General features: G+C 55.1%; 17 protein-coding genes. 8 read left to right on the forward strand and 9 right to left on the reverse strand.

From position 1 onward, the window contains the following. Nucleotides 1-19 precede the first annotated feature (19 nt). Both yghB and metC read right to left on the reverse strand, forming a co-directional pair. Nucleotides 20-679: a DedA family general envelope maintenance protein YghB gene (gene yghB / locus B3511_RS19735; RefSeq protein ID WP_040074014.1), complete on the reverse strand. Its 660-nt coding sequence runs from the start codon at nt 677-679 to the stop codon at nt 20-22. A 141-nt stretch (nt 680-820) separates the two neighbouring features. Further along, nucleotides 821-2,008, reverse strand: a complete 1,188-nt coding sequence (gene metC / locus B3511_RS19740; protein WP_040074015.1) for a cystathionine beta-lyase — start codon at nt 2,006-2,008, stop codon at nt 821-823. A gap of 249 nt (nt 2,009-2,257) precedes the next feature. Between metC and exbB the strand changes: the two genes are divergently transcribed. Together exbB and exbD are read left to right on the forward strand one after the other, a co-directional pair. Further along, nucleotides 2,258-2,989, forward strand: coding sequence for a tol-pal system-associated acyl-CoA thioesterase (gene exbB, locus B3511_RS19745; protein ID WP_040074016.1), 732 nt, complete (start codon nt 2,258-2,260; stop codon nt 2,987-2,989). A gap of 4 nt (nt 2,990-2,993) precedes the next feature. After that, nucleotides 2,994-3,419, forward strand: coding sequence for a TonB system transport protein ExbD (gene exbD / locus B3511_RS19750; protein ID WP_040074017.1), 426 nt, complete (start codon nt 2,994-2,996; stop codon nt 3,417-3,419). Between the two features lie 376 nt (nt 3,420-3,795). Here exbD and B3511_RS19755 read toward each other — a convergent pair whose 3' ends face one another. From B3511_RS19755 to B3511_RS19765, 3 genes are all read right to left on the reverse strand, one after another. Then, the gene (locus B3511_RS19755) at nt 3,796-4,692 is read right to left on the reverse strand and encodes an SDR family oxidoreductase (protein WP_286791379.1); all 897 of its coding nucleotides are present in this window, start codon (nt 4,690-4,692) and stop codon (nt 3,796-3,798) included. Between the two features lie 150 nt (nt 4,693-4,842). Further along, nucleotides 4,843-5,280, reverse strand: coding sequence for a cytoplasmic protein (locus B3511_RS19760; protein WP_286791381.1), 438 nt, complete (start codon nt 5,278-5,280; stop codon nt 4,843-4,845). A 1-nt stretch (nt 5,281) separates the two neighbouring features. Further along, nucleotides 5,282-5,686 (reverse strand): hypothetical protein, encoded by a 405-nt coding sequence (locus B3511_RS19765; protein ID WP_046886008.1) that lies wholly within the window; start codon nt 5,684-5,686, stop codon nt 5,282-5,284. Nucleotides 5,687-5,787: 101 nt separating this feature from the next. Here B3511_RS19765 and B3511_RS19770 point away from each other — a divergent pair, with 101 nt between their 5' ends. Next, nucleotides 5,788-6,291: an ESA_00282 family adhesion-associated protein gene (locus tag B3511_RS19770; protein WP_046886009.1), complete on the forward strand. Its 504-nt coding sequence runs from the start codon at nt 5,788-5,790 to the stop codon at nt 6,289-6,291. Between the two features lie 82 nt (nt 6,292-6,373). Then, nucleotides 6,374-6,865, forward strand: coding sequence for a TIGR00645 family protein (locus B3511_RS19775; RefSeq protein ID WP_046886010.1), 492 nt, complete (start codon nt 6,374-6,376; stop codon nt 6,863-6,865). A 47-nt stretch (nt 6,866-6,912) separates the two neighbouring features. Here the strand turns inward: B3511_RS19775 and B3511_RS19780 are convergent, their stop codons facing one another. Further along, nucleotides 6,913-7,953, reverse strand: a complete 1,041-nt coding sequence (locus B3511_RS19780) for an aldo/keto reductase (RefSeq protein ID WP_286791382.1) — start codon at nt 7,951-7,953, stop codon at nt 6,913-6,915. An 83-nt stretch (nt 7,954-8,036) separates the two neighbouring features. Between B3511_RS19780 and yghX the strand changes: the two genes are divergently transcribed. Further along, nucleotides 8,037-8,924 carry a YghX family hydrolase gene (yghX, locus tag B3511_RS19785; RefSeq protein ID WP_040074023.1) on the forward strand — a complete coding sequence of 296 codons (888 nt, stop codon included), beginning with the start codon at nt 8,037-8,039 and terminating at the stop codon, nt 8,922-8,924. A gap of 44 nt (nt 8,925-8,968) precedes the next feature. Here the strand turns inward: yghX and B3511_RS19790 are convergent, their stop codons facing one another. Continuing rightward, nucleotides 8,969-11,572 carry an autotransporter outer membrane beta-barrel domain-containing protein gene (locus B3511_RS19790; RefSeq protein WP_286791383.1) on the reverse strand — a complete coding sequence of 868 codons (2,604 nt, stop codon included), beginning with the start codon at nt 11,570-11,572 and terminating at the stop codon, nt 8,969-8,971. 503 nt (nt 11,573-12,075) lie between these two features. Between B3511_RS19790 and B3511_RS19795 the strand changes: the two genes are divergently transcribed. Further along, nucleotides 12,076-13,707, forward strand: coding sequence for a methyl-accepting chemotaxis protein (locus B3511_RS19795; RefSeq protein ID WP_212476595.1), 1,632 nt, complete (start codon nt 12,076-12,078; stop codon nt 13,705-13,707). 50 nt (nt 13,708-13,757) lie between these two features. Here the strand turns inward: B3511_RS19795 and fucR are convergent, their stop codons facing one another. Both fucR and B3511_RS19805 read right to left on the reverse strand, forming a co-directional pair. Further along, nucleotides 13,758-14,474 (reverse strand): L-fucose operon activator, encoded by a 717-nt coding sequence (gene fucR, locus B3511_RS19800; protein ID WP_040074026.1) that lies wholly within the window; start codon nt 14,472-14,474, stop codon nt 13,758-13,760. Further along, entirely contained in the window at nt 14,471-15,454 is a 984-nt protein-coding gene (locus B3511_RS19805) for a sensor domain-containing diguanylate cyclase (protein ID WP_286791384.1), read from the reverse strand. Before B3511_RS19805 ends, fucR begins: the two co-directional genes overlap by 4 nt. 181 nt (nt 15,455-15,635) lie before the next feature. Between B3511_RS19805 and B3511_RS19810 the strand changes: the two genes are divergently transcribed. Beyond that, on the forward strand, nt 15,636-16,688 hold the full coding sequence (locus tag B3511_RS19810; protein WP_286791385.1) for an ABC transporter substrate-binding protein: 1,053 nt from the start codon (nt 15,636-15,638) through the stop codon (nt 16,686-16,688). After that, nucleotides 16,688-17,359, forward strand: coding sequence for a substrate-binding domain-containing protein (locus tag B3511_RS19815; protein WP_286791386.1), 672 nt, complete (start codon nt 16,688-16,690; stop codon nt 17,357-17,359). The genes B3511_RS19810 and B3511_RS19815 overlap by 1 nt, the downstream gene beginning before the upstream one ends. Nucleotides 17,360-17,380: the final 21 nt, after the last annotated feature.

The raw sequence follows: 17,380 nt of genomic DNA on the forward strand, positions 1-17,380 counted from the left end.
CCTGTTGGAGAGGGCGAAATCAGGCGCGGCAGTATTTTTTGCGGATCACCACGACCAGGGTGCCGATTAAGCCTGCCACCAGAAGAAACAGAGGCAGGATCATCAGAAAGGTCATCACCTGGTCTTCGTGTCGTTTCACGAACGGAATCATGCTCAGGGCATAACCAAAGGTGGTAACGACCCCAACCCATAGCAGGGCACTTAACCAGTTAAAGAACTGGAAACGGCGATTCGACAGGCCTGAGATCCCCGCCATCGTCGGCAACAGGGTGCGGACAAAGGCCAGAAAACGCCCGGCCAGCAAGGCCAGCAGGCCATGTCGATCAAACATGCAGGTGGCGCGCTGGTGATATTTATGTGGCAACTGCGCCAGCCAACTCTTCACCACCCGTGTATTGCCCAGCCAGCGACCTTGCAGATAGCTCAGCCAACAGCCGAGGCTGGCGGCGGAGGTCAAAATCACCATCGTGGGGGCGAAGTCCATAACGCCTTTGCCAATTAGCGCGCCTGCCAGAAGCAGCAGGCTGTCACCGGGTAAAAACGAGGCTGGCAGCAATCCATTTTCGAGAAACAGCGTTGCGAACATAACAAAATAGACAATCCCGACGATATGCGGGTCTGCCAGCGCTGCAAAATCGTGTTGCCAAAGCGCGGCAATAATTTCCTGGATGACAGCCATGGACTTTCCTGTGGAACAGCATGTATCGGTCTATTGTACTCCCATTTTCGCGCGCGGGGGTTGATCCCGGGCGCAACAAATACAGACATTTCTGCTGGTGGTGTGCAAAAAGAGGTCCAGGAGTCGTTTACAGCCCGCACTCTACACGATGCGCTCGAATCCTGCTGCTAAATCGGCAATTAAATCGTCCACGCTTTCCAGCCCAATGTGCAGACGGATCAGGGTGCCGGTAAAGTCGACATCGCCGCCGGGCCGCAGTGCCTGGATCTGCTCTGGCTGGTTTGGCAGGATCAATGATTCAAAGCCGCCCCAGGAGTAGGCCATGCTGAACAGCGTAAAGTTATCCAGGTAGGTAGCCAGTTCGTCGTCAGTCAGCCGTTTTTTCAATATAAAGGAGAAGAGGCCGCTACTGCCCGTAAAGTCACGTTGCCAAAACTCATGGCCCACGCTGCCCGGCAGTGCCGGATGGTTGACCCGCTCAACCTGCGGATGTCGCGCCAGCCACTGGGCCACCAGCAGGCTACTTTCATGGTGCTGACGCAGGCGCACCGCAAGCGTACGCAGGCCACGGCTGGTCATATAGGCGGTATCGGCATCGACCATCTGCCCCATCAGATAGGCATTTTCGCGCAACTGTGCCCAGCAGCGTTCATTGGCGACCGCCGTGCCAATCATGCCATCGGAGTGGCCAATCAGGTATTTCGTGGCGGCCTGGATAGAGATATCGATACCGAAGTCCAGGGCCTTAAATAGCACTCCCGCCGCCCAGGTGTTATCAATCATGATAATGGCATCAGGCGCTTTACTGCGTACCGCCTTCACGATGGCGGGAACATCATGTACTTCCATGGTGATGGAGCCCGGCGATTCCAGGAATACGATGCGCGTATTCGGTTGAATACGTTCCGCAATCCCCGCCCCGATAGATGGATCAAACCAGTCGGTAGTCACTCCCAGCTTGCTCAGAATTTTGGTACAGAAGTCCTGGCTCGGCTCGTAGGCGGTATTGGTCATCAGGATGTGATCACCCTGTTCGACAAACGCCAGTATCGTGTTGGCCACGGCCGCCGCGCCGCAGGGGAAGAGAGCACAACCTGCGCCGCCTTCCAGTTCACACATGGCTTCCTGCAATGAGAAGTGGGTCAGGGTGCCGCGGCGTCCATAAAACAGCTCACCGTTGGCACGGTTACGGGTGGCCTGTTTTTTGGCCTCGACGGTATCGAAAACTAAAGAGGAGGCGCGCTGAATGACGCTGTTAACGGAGCCGAGGGTATATTTTTTACTGCGTCCCGCCTGAACGAGGGCGGTATCAAGATGCTTCTCTGTCATGTTCGCGCAACCTGTTTTATACGTCTGGACGTCCAGACTATCATGAAAGTAAAAGTGTGTGCCTTCTTGCTGGAAGAATAAACAGATAATTTTTTAAAATAGGGCGATGAAAGTTTTCCCTGCGTAAGCGCAAGGAAAAAACGGGCAAATTCATGCAGTATGCAAATACTAATGAGAACTACTATCAATTCGGAGATATTTTGATATTATTATGCTCAGAATTTGTGATTTGCGTCCTGGAGATACAGAGTGGGTAATAATTTGATGCAGACGGACCTCTCCGTCTGGGGCATGTACCATCATGCTGACATCGTGGTTAAGATTGTGATGATCGGCCTGATTCTGGCGTCCGTTGTCACCTGGGCCATCTTCTTCAGCAAGAGCGTAGAGCTCATCAGCCAGAAGCGTCGCCTTAAGCGCGAACAGCAGCAGCTGGCTGAAGCCCGCTCTCTGGACCAGGCCAGCGACATGACCTCCGCCTTCCATGCGAAAAGCCTGACCAGCCTTCTGGTTAATGAAGCTCAGAACGAGCTGGAACTCTCTGCAGGCAGTGAAGATAACGAAGGTATTAAAGAGCGTACAGGTTTCCGCCTGGAACGTCGCGTTGCTGCCGTGGGCCGTCATATGGGACGCGGTAACGGCTATCTCGCGACCATCGGGGCGATTTCGCCGTTCGTAGGTCTGTTCGGTACCGTCTGGGGCATCATGAACAGCTTTATCGGTATCGCTCAAACCCAGACCACTAACCTGGCGGTGGTAGCACCGGGTATCGCAGAAGCGCTGCTGGCTACGGCTATCGGTTTGGTGGCAGCAATCCCGGCCGTGGTTATCTATAACGTCTTTGCCCGCATGATTGGCAGCTACAAAGCCACGCTGGGCGATGTTGCCGCACAGGTTCTGCTGCTGCAAAGCCGTGACCTGGACCTCAACGCCAGCAATGTTAAGCCGGTGCATTCCTCGTCGAAACTGCGTGTAGGTTGATTGTATGGCGATGCGTCTTAATGAAAATCTGGACGATAACGGTGAAATGCATGAAATCAACGTAACGCCGTTCATCGACGTTATGCTGGTTCTGCTGATTATCTTCATGGTTGCTGCGCCGCTGGCGACGGTAGATGTGAAGGTGAATTTGCCGGCCTCCTCCAGCCAGCCACAGCCGCGTCCGGAAAAACCGATCTACCTGTCCGTTAAGGCAGATAAATCGATGTTCCTGGGCAATGACCCGGTGACCGATGCGTCTGTGATCCCGGCGCTCGACGCGCTGACGCAGGGCAAGAAAGACACGACGGTCTTCTTCCGCGCCGATAAAACTGTCGACTATGAAACCATGATGAAGGTAATGGACACGCTGCACCAGGCGGGTTATCTGAAGATTGGTCTGGTCGGCGAAGAGAAAACGGCAGCGAAATAAAAGTAAAAAAGGCAACGTCAGTTGCCTTTTTGCGTATCAGCTCCCTCTCCCTGTGGGAGAGGGCCGGGGTGAGGGCATCAGCCCGCACAGAACCCAAAACAAAAAGGCAACGTCAGTTGCCTTTTTGCGTATCAGCTCCCTCTCCCCGTGGGAGAGTGCTGGGGTGAGGGCATCAGCCTGCACAAAAGCCAAAACAAAAAGGCAACGTCAGCTGCCTTTTTGCGTATCAGCTCCCTCTCCCTGTGGGAGAGGGCTGGGGTGAGGGCATCAGCCCGCACAGAAGCCAAAACAAAGGCAACCTCAGTTGCCTTTTTGCGTATCAGCTCCCTCTCCCTGTGGGAGAGGGCCGGGGTGAGGGCATCAGCCCGCAGAGGGGTTATGCCAGATGTTCCCCGCCGCATACCCCATGCACTTCTGCGGTAACATAGCTAGATTCCTGACTTGCCAGATAAACATATACCGGCGCCAGCTCTGCCGGCTGACCGGCACGTTTCATCGGCGTTTGCTGACCAAACTGCGGGATTTTCTCCTGCGGCTGGCCGCCACAAATCTGCAGCGCTGTCCAGATTGGACCCGGTGCCACCACGTTCACGCGAATCCCTTTCTCCGCCACCTGCTTCGCCAGCCCGCGGCTGTAGTTAAGGATCGCCGCCTTGGTAGAGGCGTAATCCAACAGGTGTGGACTTGGCTGATAAGCCTGGATAGAGGAGGTAGTAATGATGCTCGCACCGGCTGGCAACAGCGGCAGCGCCTCCTGCGTAATGTAAAAGAGGGCCAGCACGTTCACCGCGTAGGTCTCTTTAAATTGTTGGGTAGTCAGGTCGGCAATGTCCTTGACCGCCGTCTGTTTCCCCGCGACCAGCGCCAGCACATCCAGTCCGCCCAGCGCCTCATGCGCTTTATGCACCAGCGAGCGGGCAAAGCTCTCATCGCTCAAATCGCCGGGTAACAGCACCGCTTTGCGGCCAGCCTCTTCAATCAGCTGCTTAACTTGCTGCGCATCCTCTTCTTCGGCAGGCAGATAGTTAATCGCCACATCCGCCCCTTCACGCGCGTAAGCAATGGCGGCAGCACGCCCGATACCGGAGTCGCCCCCTGTCACCAGTGCCTTACGATTCTGAAGTCGGCCGCTGCCTTTATAGCTCTGCTCACCGCAATCGGGTACCGGATCCATTTTCGACTGAACGCCCGGCGCAGGCTGCTTCTGCTGCGGATACTCGCCGGTGTAGTACTGGGTGGTTGGGTCCTGAAGTTCGGTTTGATTCTTAGCCATAACTGCGCTCCTTGTTTGCGTAGAGAGAATCTAAGCTTAGGAGAATCAACTGCACTTTGAGAAATATTCAGGATAATCCTTAAGTTTTTTTACAACGGGAAGCGAAGCGGTAGACGTTAGTCGGGCGAGTGGGTGACGCAGAAAAGGTGTTCAGACAGGGTCTTTTTGCTGATGCTTTGCCAGATACTCCTCGTCGAGCGCGACGGTAGTGACGCAAGAGGTGCGATAGCCCTCATCAGCAAGTTTACGCGTAATGCGCAGGGTGGCCGTTTCGCGGGCCAGCAGATACTGATAGTTGCTCTCCAGTCGGGCCATAATTTTATCTTTCAGCGCGGGCTGGCGTTCAATTATGGCGCTGAGAGTGGCGCCGTAGATCTCTTCTTTGACCTGCAGGGGATAAATTTCCCGACGATTATGCCACTTCAGACGAACCAGCGCGGCCGGAATCGATACCAGTTCTTTGGCGATGCGCGCCATCTCTTCATTTTTGATCATTTTAAGCGTGTCGATATTCTGCTTTAAGATAAACTCGTCGCTATTTTTATCATCTAAAGTCAAATACACATTGTTATTATCAACTTCTTTCATTTTATTCGTCCTCAAGTTGATAAAAAAGGGGCGTTTCCTTTTCGCAGGTAATTAAATTAAGCCAAATTTCATTACCCGCTTCATTTATTTCTTCGGTCTTTTCCGCCAATATTTGACTTAGTTCCTGCGCGTCAATTTCCCCTTCAGCTTGCAGATCGTTTAGCAGGCGGGCAAAGGTCTCGATTTTAAAAACGCGAAATAAACGGTCTTTAATATGACGGTCATGCTCTTCCAGCAACATATTGCGTGACTGACCATTGCGGGTTACGCCAATTAATATATCTGGCGCATAATCAGCAAGCGTTCTTTTCCCCTTAGTTAAATTAGCGTCAGTTTCTGCTTCCGCCTGTTTCGGCTCCACTGAAGAAATGTGAAACCTGGACGGAACCAGATTCTCAGGCAGCATTTATATGTCCTTTAAATTCAACGGGGTGAGGTTGTTCGAAGCGTGAGATTCGTTGACAATAACATGAGGCAAATTTAAAATCAAAAAAAATGGAGCCTCTCATGAACAGCATTTTTTATACTGTCATTACATTGTTATTGCTTACTGCGGTTGTTCTTGTATTGATGCGCGATTTCAATAAAAGCAGCAATGATGCAGTCGGGCAGGCCTCGCCGCCGCCGCCGCCTCTGTCCAAAGAGGAGGGGGAGGACCATTTTTCGCTGTTAATGAATGCCATTACCCCGGTGTGGTATTGGCGGGTTAATCATGAATATATTGATTTTCTCCATGCCACAATTAAACGAATGAACATGGCGGAATTAAATAGTATCCCCGGCTTGTTTGATGCTCAACGCCGTTGTAGCGATCTCAACTCGGCGGTCTATAAATATTACGATAATATCAAAAAGCGCTGCCTGAACGGAGAAAAGGTCTCCCATTCCGATCTCGATGTGCTGAACCTACGCCAGTGTTTCCGCGAATTTAGCATGGAGGCTTATCCGGCACTGGTAGTGCTGGTGTGGCCGGAATACCAGCGCCCGATGGTTAAACCTGAGCATGTGTAAGGTCTTTATCGTTTAGTTGTTGCATACGAATTGCCTCCTTGCGATATACTGCACGCTGGTTTTTTTTCGCGGACAGGATCCTATGGAACGCTTTTTCGAAAACGCAATGTATGCTTCCCGCTGGTTATTAGCCCCGGTCTATTTTGGCCTTTCGCTGGCGTTAATTGCCCTCGGTATTAAATTCTTTCAGGAAATCTTTCACGTCCTGCCCCATATTTTCAGCGTCGCCGAATCCGATCTGATCCTCGTTCTGCTGTCGCTGGTAGACATGACCCTGGTGGGCGGTCTGCTGGTGATGGTGATGTTCTCTGGCTACGAGAACTTCGTCTCTCAGCTGGATATCTCTGCCGATAAAGAGAAGCTCAACTGGCTGGGCAAGATGGATGCGTCGTCGCTGAAGAACAAAGTGGCGGCGTCGATTGTTGCAATCTCATCGATTCATCTGCTGCGGGTGTTTATGGACGCCAAAAATATCCCGGATAACAAACTGATGTGGTATGTGATTATCCACCTGACGTTCGTGTTGTCGGCGTTTGTGATGGGGTATCTGGATAAGCTGAATCGCAGCAAGTAAGCCAAACCCGGACAGCCCTGCTGTAGCGCGGGGCTGTCCGTTTACCTCTATTTATCTGACGACGCCTGCCACAAGTTCAACTCCCCATCCGCCACATGACGATCAATCCTCGCCAGCTCGTCTGCGGTAAAGTGCAGGTTATCCAGCGACTTCACATTCTCTTCCAGCTGTTCTGGTCGGCTGGCGCCGATAAGCACTGATGTAACGCGCTCATCTTTTAACAGCCAGCTCAGCGCCATCTGCGCCATGGTCTGGCCGCGCTGCTCCGCCATCTCATTTAGTAACCGCAGGCTGGCGAGGTTCGCTTCGGTCAGCATATTCTCCGTCAGTCCACGCACTTTTTTGCCTTCACGCTGCATGCGCGACCCTTCAGGAATGCCATTCAGGTATTTGCCGGTCAGCAGACCCTGCGCTAGCGGGGTAAAGGCGATACAGCCCGTGCCGTTGGCCCTGAGCGTATCCAGTAATCCACTTTTATCGACCCAGCGGTTCAGCAAGTTGTAAGAGGGCTGATGAATCAGGAGCGGAATTTTCCACTCGCGCAGTAAGTCAGCCATCTTCTGCGTCCGCTCGGGCGAGTAGGACGAGATACCCACATAGAGCGCTTTTCCGCTCTGCACCGCCTGGGCCAGCGCAGAGGCGGTCTCCTCCATGGGCGTCGCCTCATCTACCCGGTGGGAGTAGAAGATATCCACGTAATCCAGACCCATCCGGCTCAGGCTCTGGTCGAGACTGGCGAGCAGATACTTGCGCGAGCCGCCTGAGCCATAGGGGCCGGGCCACATGTCATATCCCGCTTTGGTGGAGATAATCAGCTCGTCGCGGTAGGCGGCGAAATCCTGACGCAGCAGACGGCCAAAGTTCTCCTCGGCGCTGCCCGGCGGTGGGCCGTAGTTATTGGCGAGATCGAAGTGGGTGATCCCACAGTCGAAGGCTTTACGCAGCAGGGCGCGCTGGGATTCGAGGGGATGAACGTGACCGAAGCTGTGCCATAAGCCCAGCGACAGCGCGGGCAGACGCAGGCCGCTGCTACCACAGCGGCGGTACTGCATGGTTTCGTAACGTTCAGGGGAGGCGTTCCAGGGCATGATGTCTCCTTTATTATCGATAAATTTTCGAAACAGCGTTTTCATTCTATCCTTACAGAGCCCACAATTCATGGAGATATGCTATGACACGTCTCACCGCCAAAGATTTTCCGCAAGAGTTGCTCGACAGCTATGACTATTACGCCCACGGCAAAATCAGCAAACGTGAATTCCTCAACCTGGCGGCAAAGTATGCTGTTGGCGGCGTGACGGCGCTGGCGCTGTTTAACATGCTCAAGCCCAACTATGCCCTGGCGGAGCAGGTGAAGTTTACCGATCCCGATATTGTGCCGGAGTACATCACCTATCCTTCGCCCGAGGGGCACGGTGAAGTGCGGGGCTATCTGGTCAAACCGGCCAAAGCCGCCGGCAAGGTCCCGGCGGTGGTGGTGGTGCATGAGAACCGTGGCCTGAACCCCTATATCGAAGACGTTGCGCGTCGGGTCGCAAAGGCGGGGTATATCGCCCTGGCGCCTGATGGCCTGAGTTCAGTCGGCGGCTATCCGGGTAACGACGAAGAGGGGAAGGTGTTACAGCAGAAGGTCGATCCCACCAAACTGATGAACGATTTCTTTGCCGCTATTGCGTTTATGCAGCAGCATCCGGAGGCCACCGGCAAGGTGGGGATAACCGGATTTTGCTATGGCGGCGGGGTCTCTAACGCGGCGGCGGTCGCCTGGCCTGAGCTCGCCTGCGCCGTCCCGTTCTATGGTCGTCAGCCCCCGGCGGCAGATGCCGCGAAGGTCAAGGCACCGTTGCTTCTGCACTTTGCCGAACTGGATAAAAACATTAATGAAGGCTGGCCCGCCTGGGAGGCGGCGCTGAAAGCCAATAATAAGGTTTACGAGGCCTATATCTACCCCGGCGTGAATCATGGCTTTCATAACGACTCGACGCCACGTTACGACGAAGCGGCAGCGGAGCTGGCGTGGAAGCGCACGTTAGGATGGTTTGAAAAGTATCTGAGCTAAGCGCAAAGCGCCCGGTGCGCGCAAGGCCACCGGGCATAACGTTATCAGAAGCTATAGCTTAAACCGGCCTGCACGCTGGCGTCGTTATCCACGTCGCCGGTGCCATAGTAAATGCCCGTATTGACCGAGAAATTATGGGCAACAGTGGCGTTGATCCCCGCACCGAACATGCCCATCGTATTGTTATGACCCTGAGTGTTGTGATAATCCGCCGCCTGGATATCCGTATCATCGCTGAACTCTTTCTGGAAGCGGGCATCCACCCAGGGGGTGATCTGCACGTTCTTATTGAGATCGGTGAGGGTGGTGGAGAGACGCAGCCCTGCGCCGCCGTTCCAGGAGGAGACCTGGCTGTCGGCGAAGGTCACCTCCTTGTCAGAGAAACCGTTGGCTTTGGTCTGATCCCAGCCAAGAATGGCGTACGGCTGTAGCAACGTCTCCCCTGGCAGGAGCACGTTCACCCCAGCACGCGCCTGCGCCATATACAGGTTGCCGTCGGTGGAACCGTGCAGGGCTTCGGTCATGCCGCTGGTGTTGCCGGTCACGTTGTTGGCGGAGAGGGTGTAGCGCATATCGCCATAGCTGAAGCTACCGTCCGCGAACAGGCCCCAGTCACGGCCATTCATTGCCTGCTGCCAGCCGCCATAAAGGCTGTAATAGTTACCGTAGACGGTATCTTTGAAGCTATCCGGGCCGCTCTGGGTATCATCCACGCGGCTGCGGGTCCAGGCCAGAGCGACACCGCCGGTCACGCTGTCACCGTTGGCGAGCGCGTGCGTCCAGTCAACGCCGCCCTGCGCCCCCTGGGTGATGCTGGTGTAATCCACATCGTTGCTGAAGGTGCCGTTCTGATAGAGGAAATCTCCCCATACCTGCGCCCCCTCCTGCTGCGTCCCGGTCAGGGCAGCAAGATGCAGACGATCCAGGTGACTGGTGATGTCGTCGGTGACCTGGTGGCCCGCCTGTTCGGCGGCATCCAGCCCAGCGATCAGCCCCTGAACATCGCTCGCCAGAGAGCCTCGCTCACTGTTAAAGACGATATTCCAGCTCTGGCTGTTGTCTGCGGCGAGCAGCGTTTGCGGGGTGACATCCCCATTGGCGGCGACAATGTCCAGGCTGTTATCGTAGTTATAGGCTCCACTCCGGTTCTCAACCTGCTGCTCGCCATTGGTAAAACGGGCGGCTGCGTAATCTTGTGGCGCACCCTCTGTGTTTGTCGTAAAGGTGCCGATCACCAGGTTTTGCTGATTCAGCGCCGAGGGGGTGATGTTATTCACCACGACCGCGTTGTCGCTGCCGGTAATCTGGCCGAAATCGACAAAGCTATCGGTACTCATATTCACAACGGCATTACTGCCCGTGGTAGCAGAGACAAGACGTGAGCCATTTTGTAGATTCCAGCTCGTGGCATCGTTAATAGTATCGATAGTAATGCTGTTCGCGCTGGTGGTATTGATGGTTTCGAACTGATTAATCTGCCCGGATATAGAGCTGCCTGCATCCATGGATAAGGTATCGGTACCGTCACCGCCTGAGACGTTGCCGCTGACGTGGGAGTTATTAACCAGCACGACGGTATCGTTGCCGGTGCCGGTGGTGATATCGCCATTGACGTTGGCGTTATTTTGCAGGGTAACCGTGGTATTGCCGCTATTCTGGCTGGTATTCACATCACCATTAATGGTGCTGTTATCCACAAGGATGGTGTCGGTGGCATTGCCGTTGAGGGTCACATTGCCATTCACCACGCTGTTATTCGTGACGGAGAGATCGACCTGACCTTTATCATTGATGATGCCCACATCCCCGGTCACGGTACTGTTATTCAGGGTTAAACTTTCGTGGGCAGTGCCATACATCGCAATCGCCACATCGCTAAAGGCATCCAGGTTGATATCGCTGAACGGTTCGGTCTTACTCAGTGTGTCCACGAGTGTTTTCATCTTCTTCGCCACCTGGCTGTTGCTGGCGTCGAGAGTGGCGTTGGTCAGCGAGACGGTGACATCCGAAGTGGCACTGCCGGTATAAATGCCGGCGTTGTCCATGGTGCTATTACTGATAGCAATATTTTGCGTGCCCGCCCCCGCGCTGATAATACTGCCGTGCAGGACACTGCCATTGCTGACATTCACGTTGTGGACCCCCTTATCAAGAGGGTCAACATAGATGGCGGCGCCCATCATATAGCTTTTATTTTTCCCGCCGTATTCGATCGCACTGTTTTCACCGTTCAGGGTGGCATGATCGATATTGACCGTAGTATTGGTAGTATTCTTAGCCGATCCGACTTCGACCATATCCACCTTAGCGTTATTGGTGACATTAATATCGGCGGTACCGCCGGTGCTGCCCTGAATATAATAGCCTGTCATATCCGTGCCAGAGACGGTTAAGGTTTGGCTATCGGTTGGCGAGCGGTGACCATCCATATAGATATCGGTTGCGGTCTTATCGGCCATAACGGCGTTATCCACGCCCTCACTCTGATAATAATAGCCCGTATTATCATAGAAGGAGAGGCCGCAGGTTTTGGTTGTGTCGCCATTTTGGCAAGGCGTGGCGGCGCCCGCCTGGGCCTGCGCGGCGAAAGATGTTAAAGCCAGTAATACACATTGTGACAATACTGTCCGTTTTACGGAATGACGCATTTCAAATCCTCTTTGAGTCCAGAAAAAAGTGGACTCTTTTTAATTTAAAATTGCGTAATTCAGAAACGTCTGACGGGTAAAGGATGTAATGAAATTTAAAAATTGACCGTGTTAAAAATATGGCAATTAACCTAATTAAACCTGATTAATCAGAATAAATATATTCTTAAGGTGAATGTGATGGTTTTATTAACGTACAAAAAGCGGGGTTTTTAGGCTTAAAGCGAGTGATTCATTGGCAATGCTTCTCAGCACCCTAATCCTTTCGGATTATGCGGGTAATGAATGGCGAGGATGACTTACATTTGTTAATTCTATGAAATGTAAAAACACGTTATTTCCAGGGATATTTCCCCAGCATGATTATCGTTTCTCCGCTAATTAAAGGTGAATGAAAAGTTTTATAAAATTACTCGCGAAAAGGTATAACTTCCCTTTTTTCTGCCGATAACGGGATCAGGAGTCGCTTTCGGGCGATATCTTCCTCACGGTAAGGAAAAAAAATGCAAATGCTTCGTAATTTCACGATCCGTTTCGTTCTGCTGACGATTCTTGGGATCTTTTGTTTAATGTGGGCAGGCGTCGGGCTGTATAGCACCTGGTCCCTTTCTAAAATGTCGGACGGTAATGAAATCGACCGCCAGCTGGTCAAACAGATGACGGTCCTGAGCCAGGGCAACGATCAGTATTTTCGTTTCGTGACCCGCCTGACCCGCGCTATGGATGTTAAAGCGGCAGGAGGCTCGCCAGATCTCGCGCCTGTACAGCAGGCGCTGGATAACATGAGCAAAAAACTGGCGGAGATGAAAGCCATGTCTCCGGGGCCGATGGATGCGCAGGTCTCAGCCCAGGTCATTGCCAGCTGGCAGGCGTTACTGGAAAACGGCGTCATCCCTCAGATGCAGTTCGCACAGCAGGGCAACGTGGACGGTTACCGTCAACAAGCCAATAACGTCACGCCGCCGCTCAGTCGTGCGTTTGGCGCCAGCGCTGAAAACTTCAATAAAGCCGCCGATCGCCTGCTGGATACGACCCGCGTGATGGTAGACAACTTCACCAGCATCACCCGCACGGTGATTATCGTGGCGACTATCATTGGCCTGTTGATCCTGCTGTTTACCGATCGCTATCTGGTCGCCATGCTGGTGAAACCGCTGGATCGTATTCGCGAACATTTCCGCCAGATTGCGCAGGGCGACCTCAGCCAGCCTATCACCCCGTTTGGCCGTAACTGCGTCGGCCAACTGGTGCCGCTGCTGAGCGCCATGCAGGATAGCCTGCGCGAAGCGGTCAGCACTATCCGCTCGGGCAGCGATAACATCTGGCGCGGGGCGACGGAGATCTCCAGCGGCAATAACGACCTCTCATCACGTACCGAAGAGCAGGCGGCCGCGCTGGAAGAGACCGCCGCCAGTATGGAGCAGCTGACGGCCACGGTGAAACTGAACGCAGATAATGCCCGTCAGGCCAGCCAGCTTGCGGATGTGGCCTCGACTACCGCCAGCCGGGGCGGTGCGCTGGTTGAAGATGTGATCAGCACCATGACCGGCATCTCGGACAGCTCCAAGAAAATCGCTGAGATCACCAATGTGATCAACAGCATCGCTTTCCAGACCAACATTCTGGCGCTGAACGCTGCGGTGGAAGCGGCGCGTGCGGGCGAGCAGGGACGTGGTTTTGCAGTGGTGGCGGGCGAGGTACGTAATCTGGCCAGCCGTAGCGCCAATGCGGCGAAAGAGATCGAAGGGCTGATCGCTGATTCTGTCTCCCGGGTGGAGCAGGGTTCGCAGCTGGTTAACGACACGGGCACCACCATGGAAGCGGTGCTGCGGGCGGTAACCGAAGTGACCACCATCATGAAGCAGATTGCCGCCGCCTCGGAAGAGCAGAGCAAGGGCATTTCGCAGGTGGGCGTCGCCATCACCCAGATGGATGGCGTGACTCAGCAGAATGCGTCGCTGGTGGAGCAAGTTTCCGCCGCCGCCTCTGCGCTCGAGCGCCAGACCGAAGAGCTACAGCGGTCGGTGCAGAAGTTCCGTCTCTCAGCTCAGGAGCCCGTCGCCGCGCCGCCGAGCGCTCCGGTTCGCCTGAAACCCGCCGCGGCGTCAGCCGCAGACGACTGGACCAATTTCTAAGGATCTGAAAATGGCCGCCTCGCGCGGCCAGCATTCGGCCTGACGCGGCGCTATCGCCTGACGAGCTCCGCGTCGGAGATAAGCTGGGTGACCTGTGACAGGTGGCCAATTTTCACTTCGCTGGAACGTCGGAACTTACTCTTGTCGATCAGCAGCAAGGACTGGCTGGCGCGGCTAAGTAGCTGGGTTTTAAAACGGGCGTTATCGGGCGAGGGATCCCACATAATGCCCTGCTCATCCACCCCCTCGCAGGAAAAGATAAACAGATCGATCTCCAGCGATTTCAACTGGGTGACCAGCATGGGGTTCACATAGCAGCGGTATTTACGCTCAAGGGTACCGCCGGAGCAAATTAGCGTAACGCGTTCGCGTCTGGCCATCTCCTGGCAAATCGGCAGGCTGTTGGTAAACACCGTCAGGGCGATATCGGGGAGCTGTTTTGCCAGATGAAAGCAGGTCGAACTGGCATCCAGCGCCAGTGTCATCCCTTCGCTCACCCAGTCCAGCGCGAGGCGAGCAATATCGGCTTTGTCGGCGTAGTGGCTTTTCAGCCGCGCGCCAAAGGGCTCGCCACCGTCTTGCCTGTCCGGGTGGATCGCTCGCGCCCGCCCGTGATGGCGCACAATCTTCCCCTGCTCCTGCAGCGCTTTCAGATCCCGGCGTATCGTCTCTTTACTCACCGCCAGCGCGTCGGCCAGCGCGTCCGTCGTCAGCCAGTCGCACGTCGCCAGCCGCTGAATAATGGCCTGCTGACGGCTGTTTTTCATGTTCCGGTTTCCAGACGGGGGAGAGAGAGGGGCGTCTGCCCGAGGGCGACGCCGTTTTTACCGGTATGTTTGATCTGATACATCGACCGATCGGCGCGCTTGAGGGCATTCACAAAGTCATCCTCCTCCTGCACTTCATCAATGCCTACCGAGGCGCCCACCCGCGCCTGGCCATTGTCCAGCTCAAAGGGGGTGAGGGCGGCGTGCAGACACTGCTGAGCAATGCGCGTCACCTGCAGGCTGGAGAGTGCAAGGGGGAGTAAAAGCACAAATTCGTCGCCACCGAGACGCCCGACGATGCTGTCTGGTGGGCAGCTTTCCCGTAAACGCTGGCTAAGCTGGATCAGCAGTTCGTCACCGCTGCGGTGCCCGAAGGCGTCGTTAACGGCTTTGAAATCATCAAGATCAATAAAGGCCACGCACAGCGGACCGCGGGCTTTAAGCTGTGCAAAGTGTTGCAGCAGCGCATGACGGTTAGCCAGCCCGGTGAGCGGGTCGTGGTTAGCCAGCTGCGCCAGCTGCTCTTCGTACTGCTTCTCTTTGGTCATATCAATATGGGTGCCGGTCACCTTCAGCGGCGCGCCGTTTTCATCCCATTCGGTCACTCGGCCCCGGTCAAGCACCCAGGTGATGGTACCGTTTCTGTGCTGCATACGGTGCAGCGCTTCATAGAAGGGGGTCTTACCGTTCAGATGATCGTAAAACGCGTCCAGCACGTCTTGCTTGTCATCGGGATGGAGGTGTTCCCGCCAGACCTCAAACTGGGCGCTAAGCGCTTTCGGCTGATAGCCCAGCATCGAACCCCATCGGCGGTTATAGATAATCAGCTTGCCGCTGGGAATATCCAGCTGCCAGAGACAGAGACCCGTCCCGTCCAGCGCAGCGCTCAGCTTACTGCGGGCGTCACGTGCTAGCCTGACGAGCCGGGCATTGTGCTTTTTGAGATTCTGAATCTGTTGTCTTAACGCCTGCTCTGACATGAAAAGGCTCATCGGTAAATAAGAATGATTCTTGCGCGATTCCCGGATGGTTGTAAACATGCCGTTGAAAAAAGAGAGGGATTTGCGTTAAGGCACGCCTGCCCGCTCTACCTCTAAAGGGGCCGGGACACGGGGCGCGCATTCGTTATATAATAAATTACATAACGAATGTGAGGCTACGATGAAACAGCGCTTTTGGCAGGTATTACCTTTTCTTTTTCTGGCCATTTCTCCGTTCTCTTCTCAGGCGTCGCGCCAGATTACCGACCAGATTGGCCGTCAGGTGACGATCCCGGATGAGGTGAATCGCGTAGTGGTACTGCAGCACCAGACGCTGAACTTGCTGGTGCAAATGAACGCCAGCGATAAAATCGTTGGGGTGATGGCGAACTGGAAGCAACAACTCGGTGATGGCTATGCCCGCCTTGCGCCCGAGCTGAACCAGAAACCCATGCTCGGCGATCTCACCCATGTGGATCCGGAAAAGCTGGTTGCGCTGAAACCGCAGGTGGTGTTTGTCACAAACTATGCGCCGCGGGAGATGATCGACAAGATCGCTAGCCTTGGGATCCCGGTGGTGGCGATTTCGCTACGCCACGATGCCCCCGGTGAACAAGACAAACTGAACCCCACCCAGGCCGATGAAGAGAAAGCCTACGATTTGGGGCTGCGGGAAGGGATCACCCTGATTGGCGAGATCGTGAATAAGCCGGCAGAAGCGAAGGTGCTGATTGCGGCAACGGACGCGGGACGCAAAAAGGTGCGCGATCGCCTGCAGGCGATCCCGGCCGCAGAGCGCGTGCGTGCCTATATGGCGAACCCGGCGTTAACCACCTACGGCTCCGGAAAATATACCGGTTTAATGATGGCGCATGCGGGGGCGCTGAATGTGGCCGCCGCCACTATCAAGGGCTTTAAAACCGTGGCGATGGAGCAAGTTATCGCCTGGAACCCGCAGGTAATTTTCGTGCAGGATCGCTACCCCTCCGTGGTCAATGAGATTAAAACTTCTGCGCAATGGCAAACCCTCGATGCGGTGAAAAATCAGCGCGTCTACCTGATGCCCGATTACGCGAAAGCCTGGGGTTATCCGATGCCGGAAGCGATGGGGCTGGGCGAGTTGTGGATGGCGAAAAAACTCTATCCCGGGAAGTTCAAAGACGTGGATATGCGCAAAGAGGCAAACGCCTGGTATCACCGTTTTTACCGCACTGACTACCAGGGCATCGATTAATGCGCGTCCTGGCGGCAGGCAGTTTGCGCGGGGTCTGGCCCTCGTTACTGCGCCACTTCCCGGAGCCGGTAGAGACCGCGTTTGGCCCGGCGGGGCTGCTGCGGGCGCGTATTGCGGCGGGTGAAGCGTGCGACCTTTTCGCCTCGGCAAACCTTGCCCATCCCCGGGCGCTTAATCCGCTCGCCGTCATCCCCTTCGCCCGCAATTCACTCTGCCTGACCGTGCGCAGTGATGTGCTGCAGCAGGGGGATGACTGGCTATCGCTACTGACCCGCGATGATTTGCGCCTCGCCACCTCGACGGCGGGGGAAGATCCTTGCGGAGATTATGCGCAGACGTTATTTGATCGCATGGGCGATAGCGGCGAGGGGGTAAGAGCCCGGGCGAGGGCGCTGGTCGGTGGGCGACACTCTGCGCCGATTCCTGCGGGCAAGCTGGCGGCGGAGTGGATTATCCACAGCGGCCAGGCAGAGCTGTTTATCGGCTACGCCAGCTATGCCTCCAGGCTGCGCACGATCCCCGGCTTAACCGTGATTCCTCTCCCGGCGCCTTACAACCCCTGCGCGGAGTATGGCTGTGCGGTGATAACCCCTGCAGGGCAGCGGCTGGGCATGTTTTTACAGTCAGAGATTGCGAAGGGGATCTTACGCGAGGCGGGATTTGAGGCATAGCCGGGCGGCGAACCACCCGGC

The organism is Leclercia sp. UBA1284 (assembly GCF_002308415.1).
Classification (GTDB): domain Bacteria; phylum Pseudomonadota; class Gammaproteobacteria; order Enterobacterales; family Enterobacteriaceae; genus Enterobacter; species Enterobacter pneumoniae.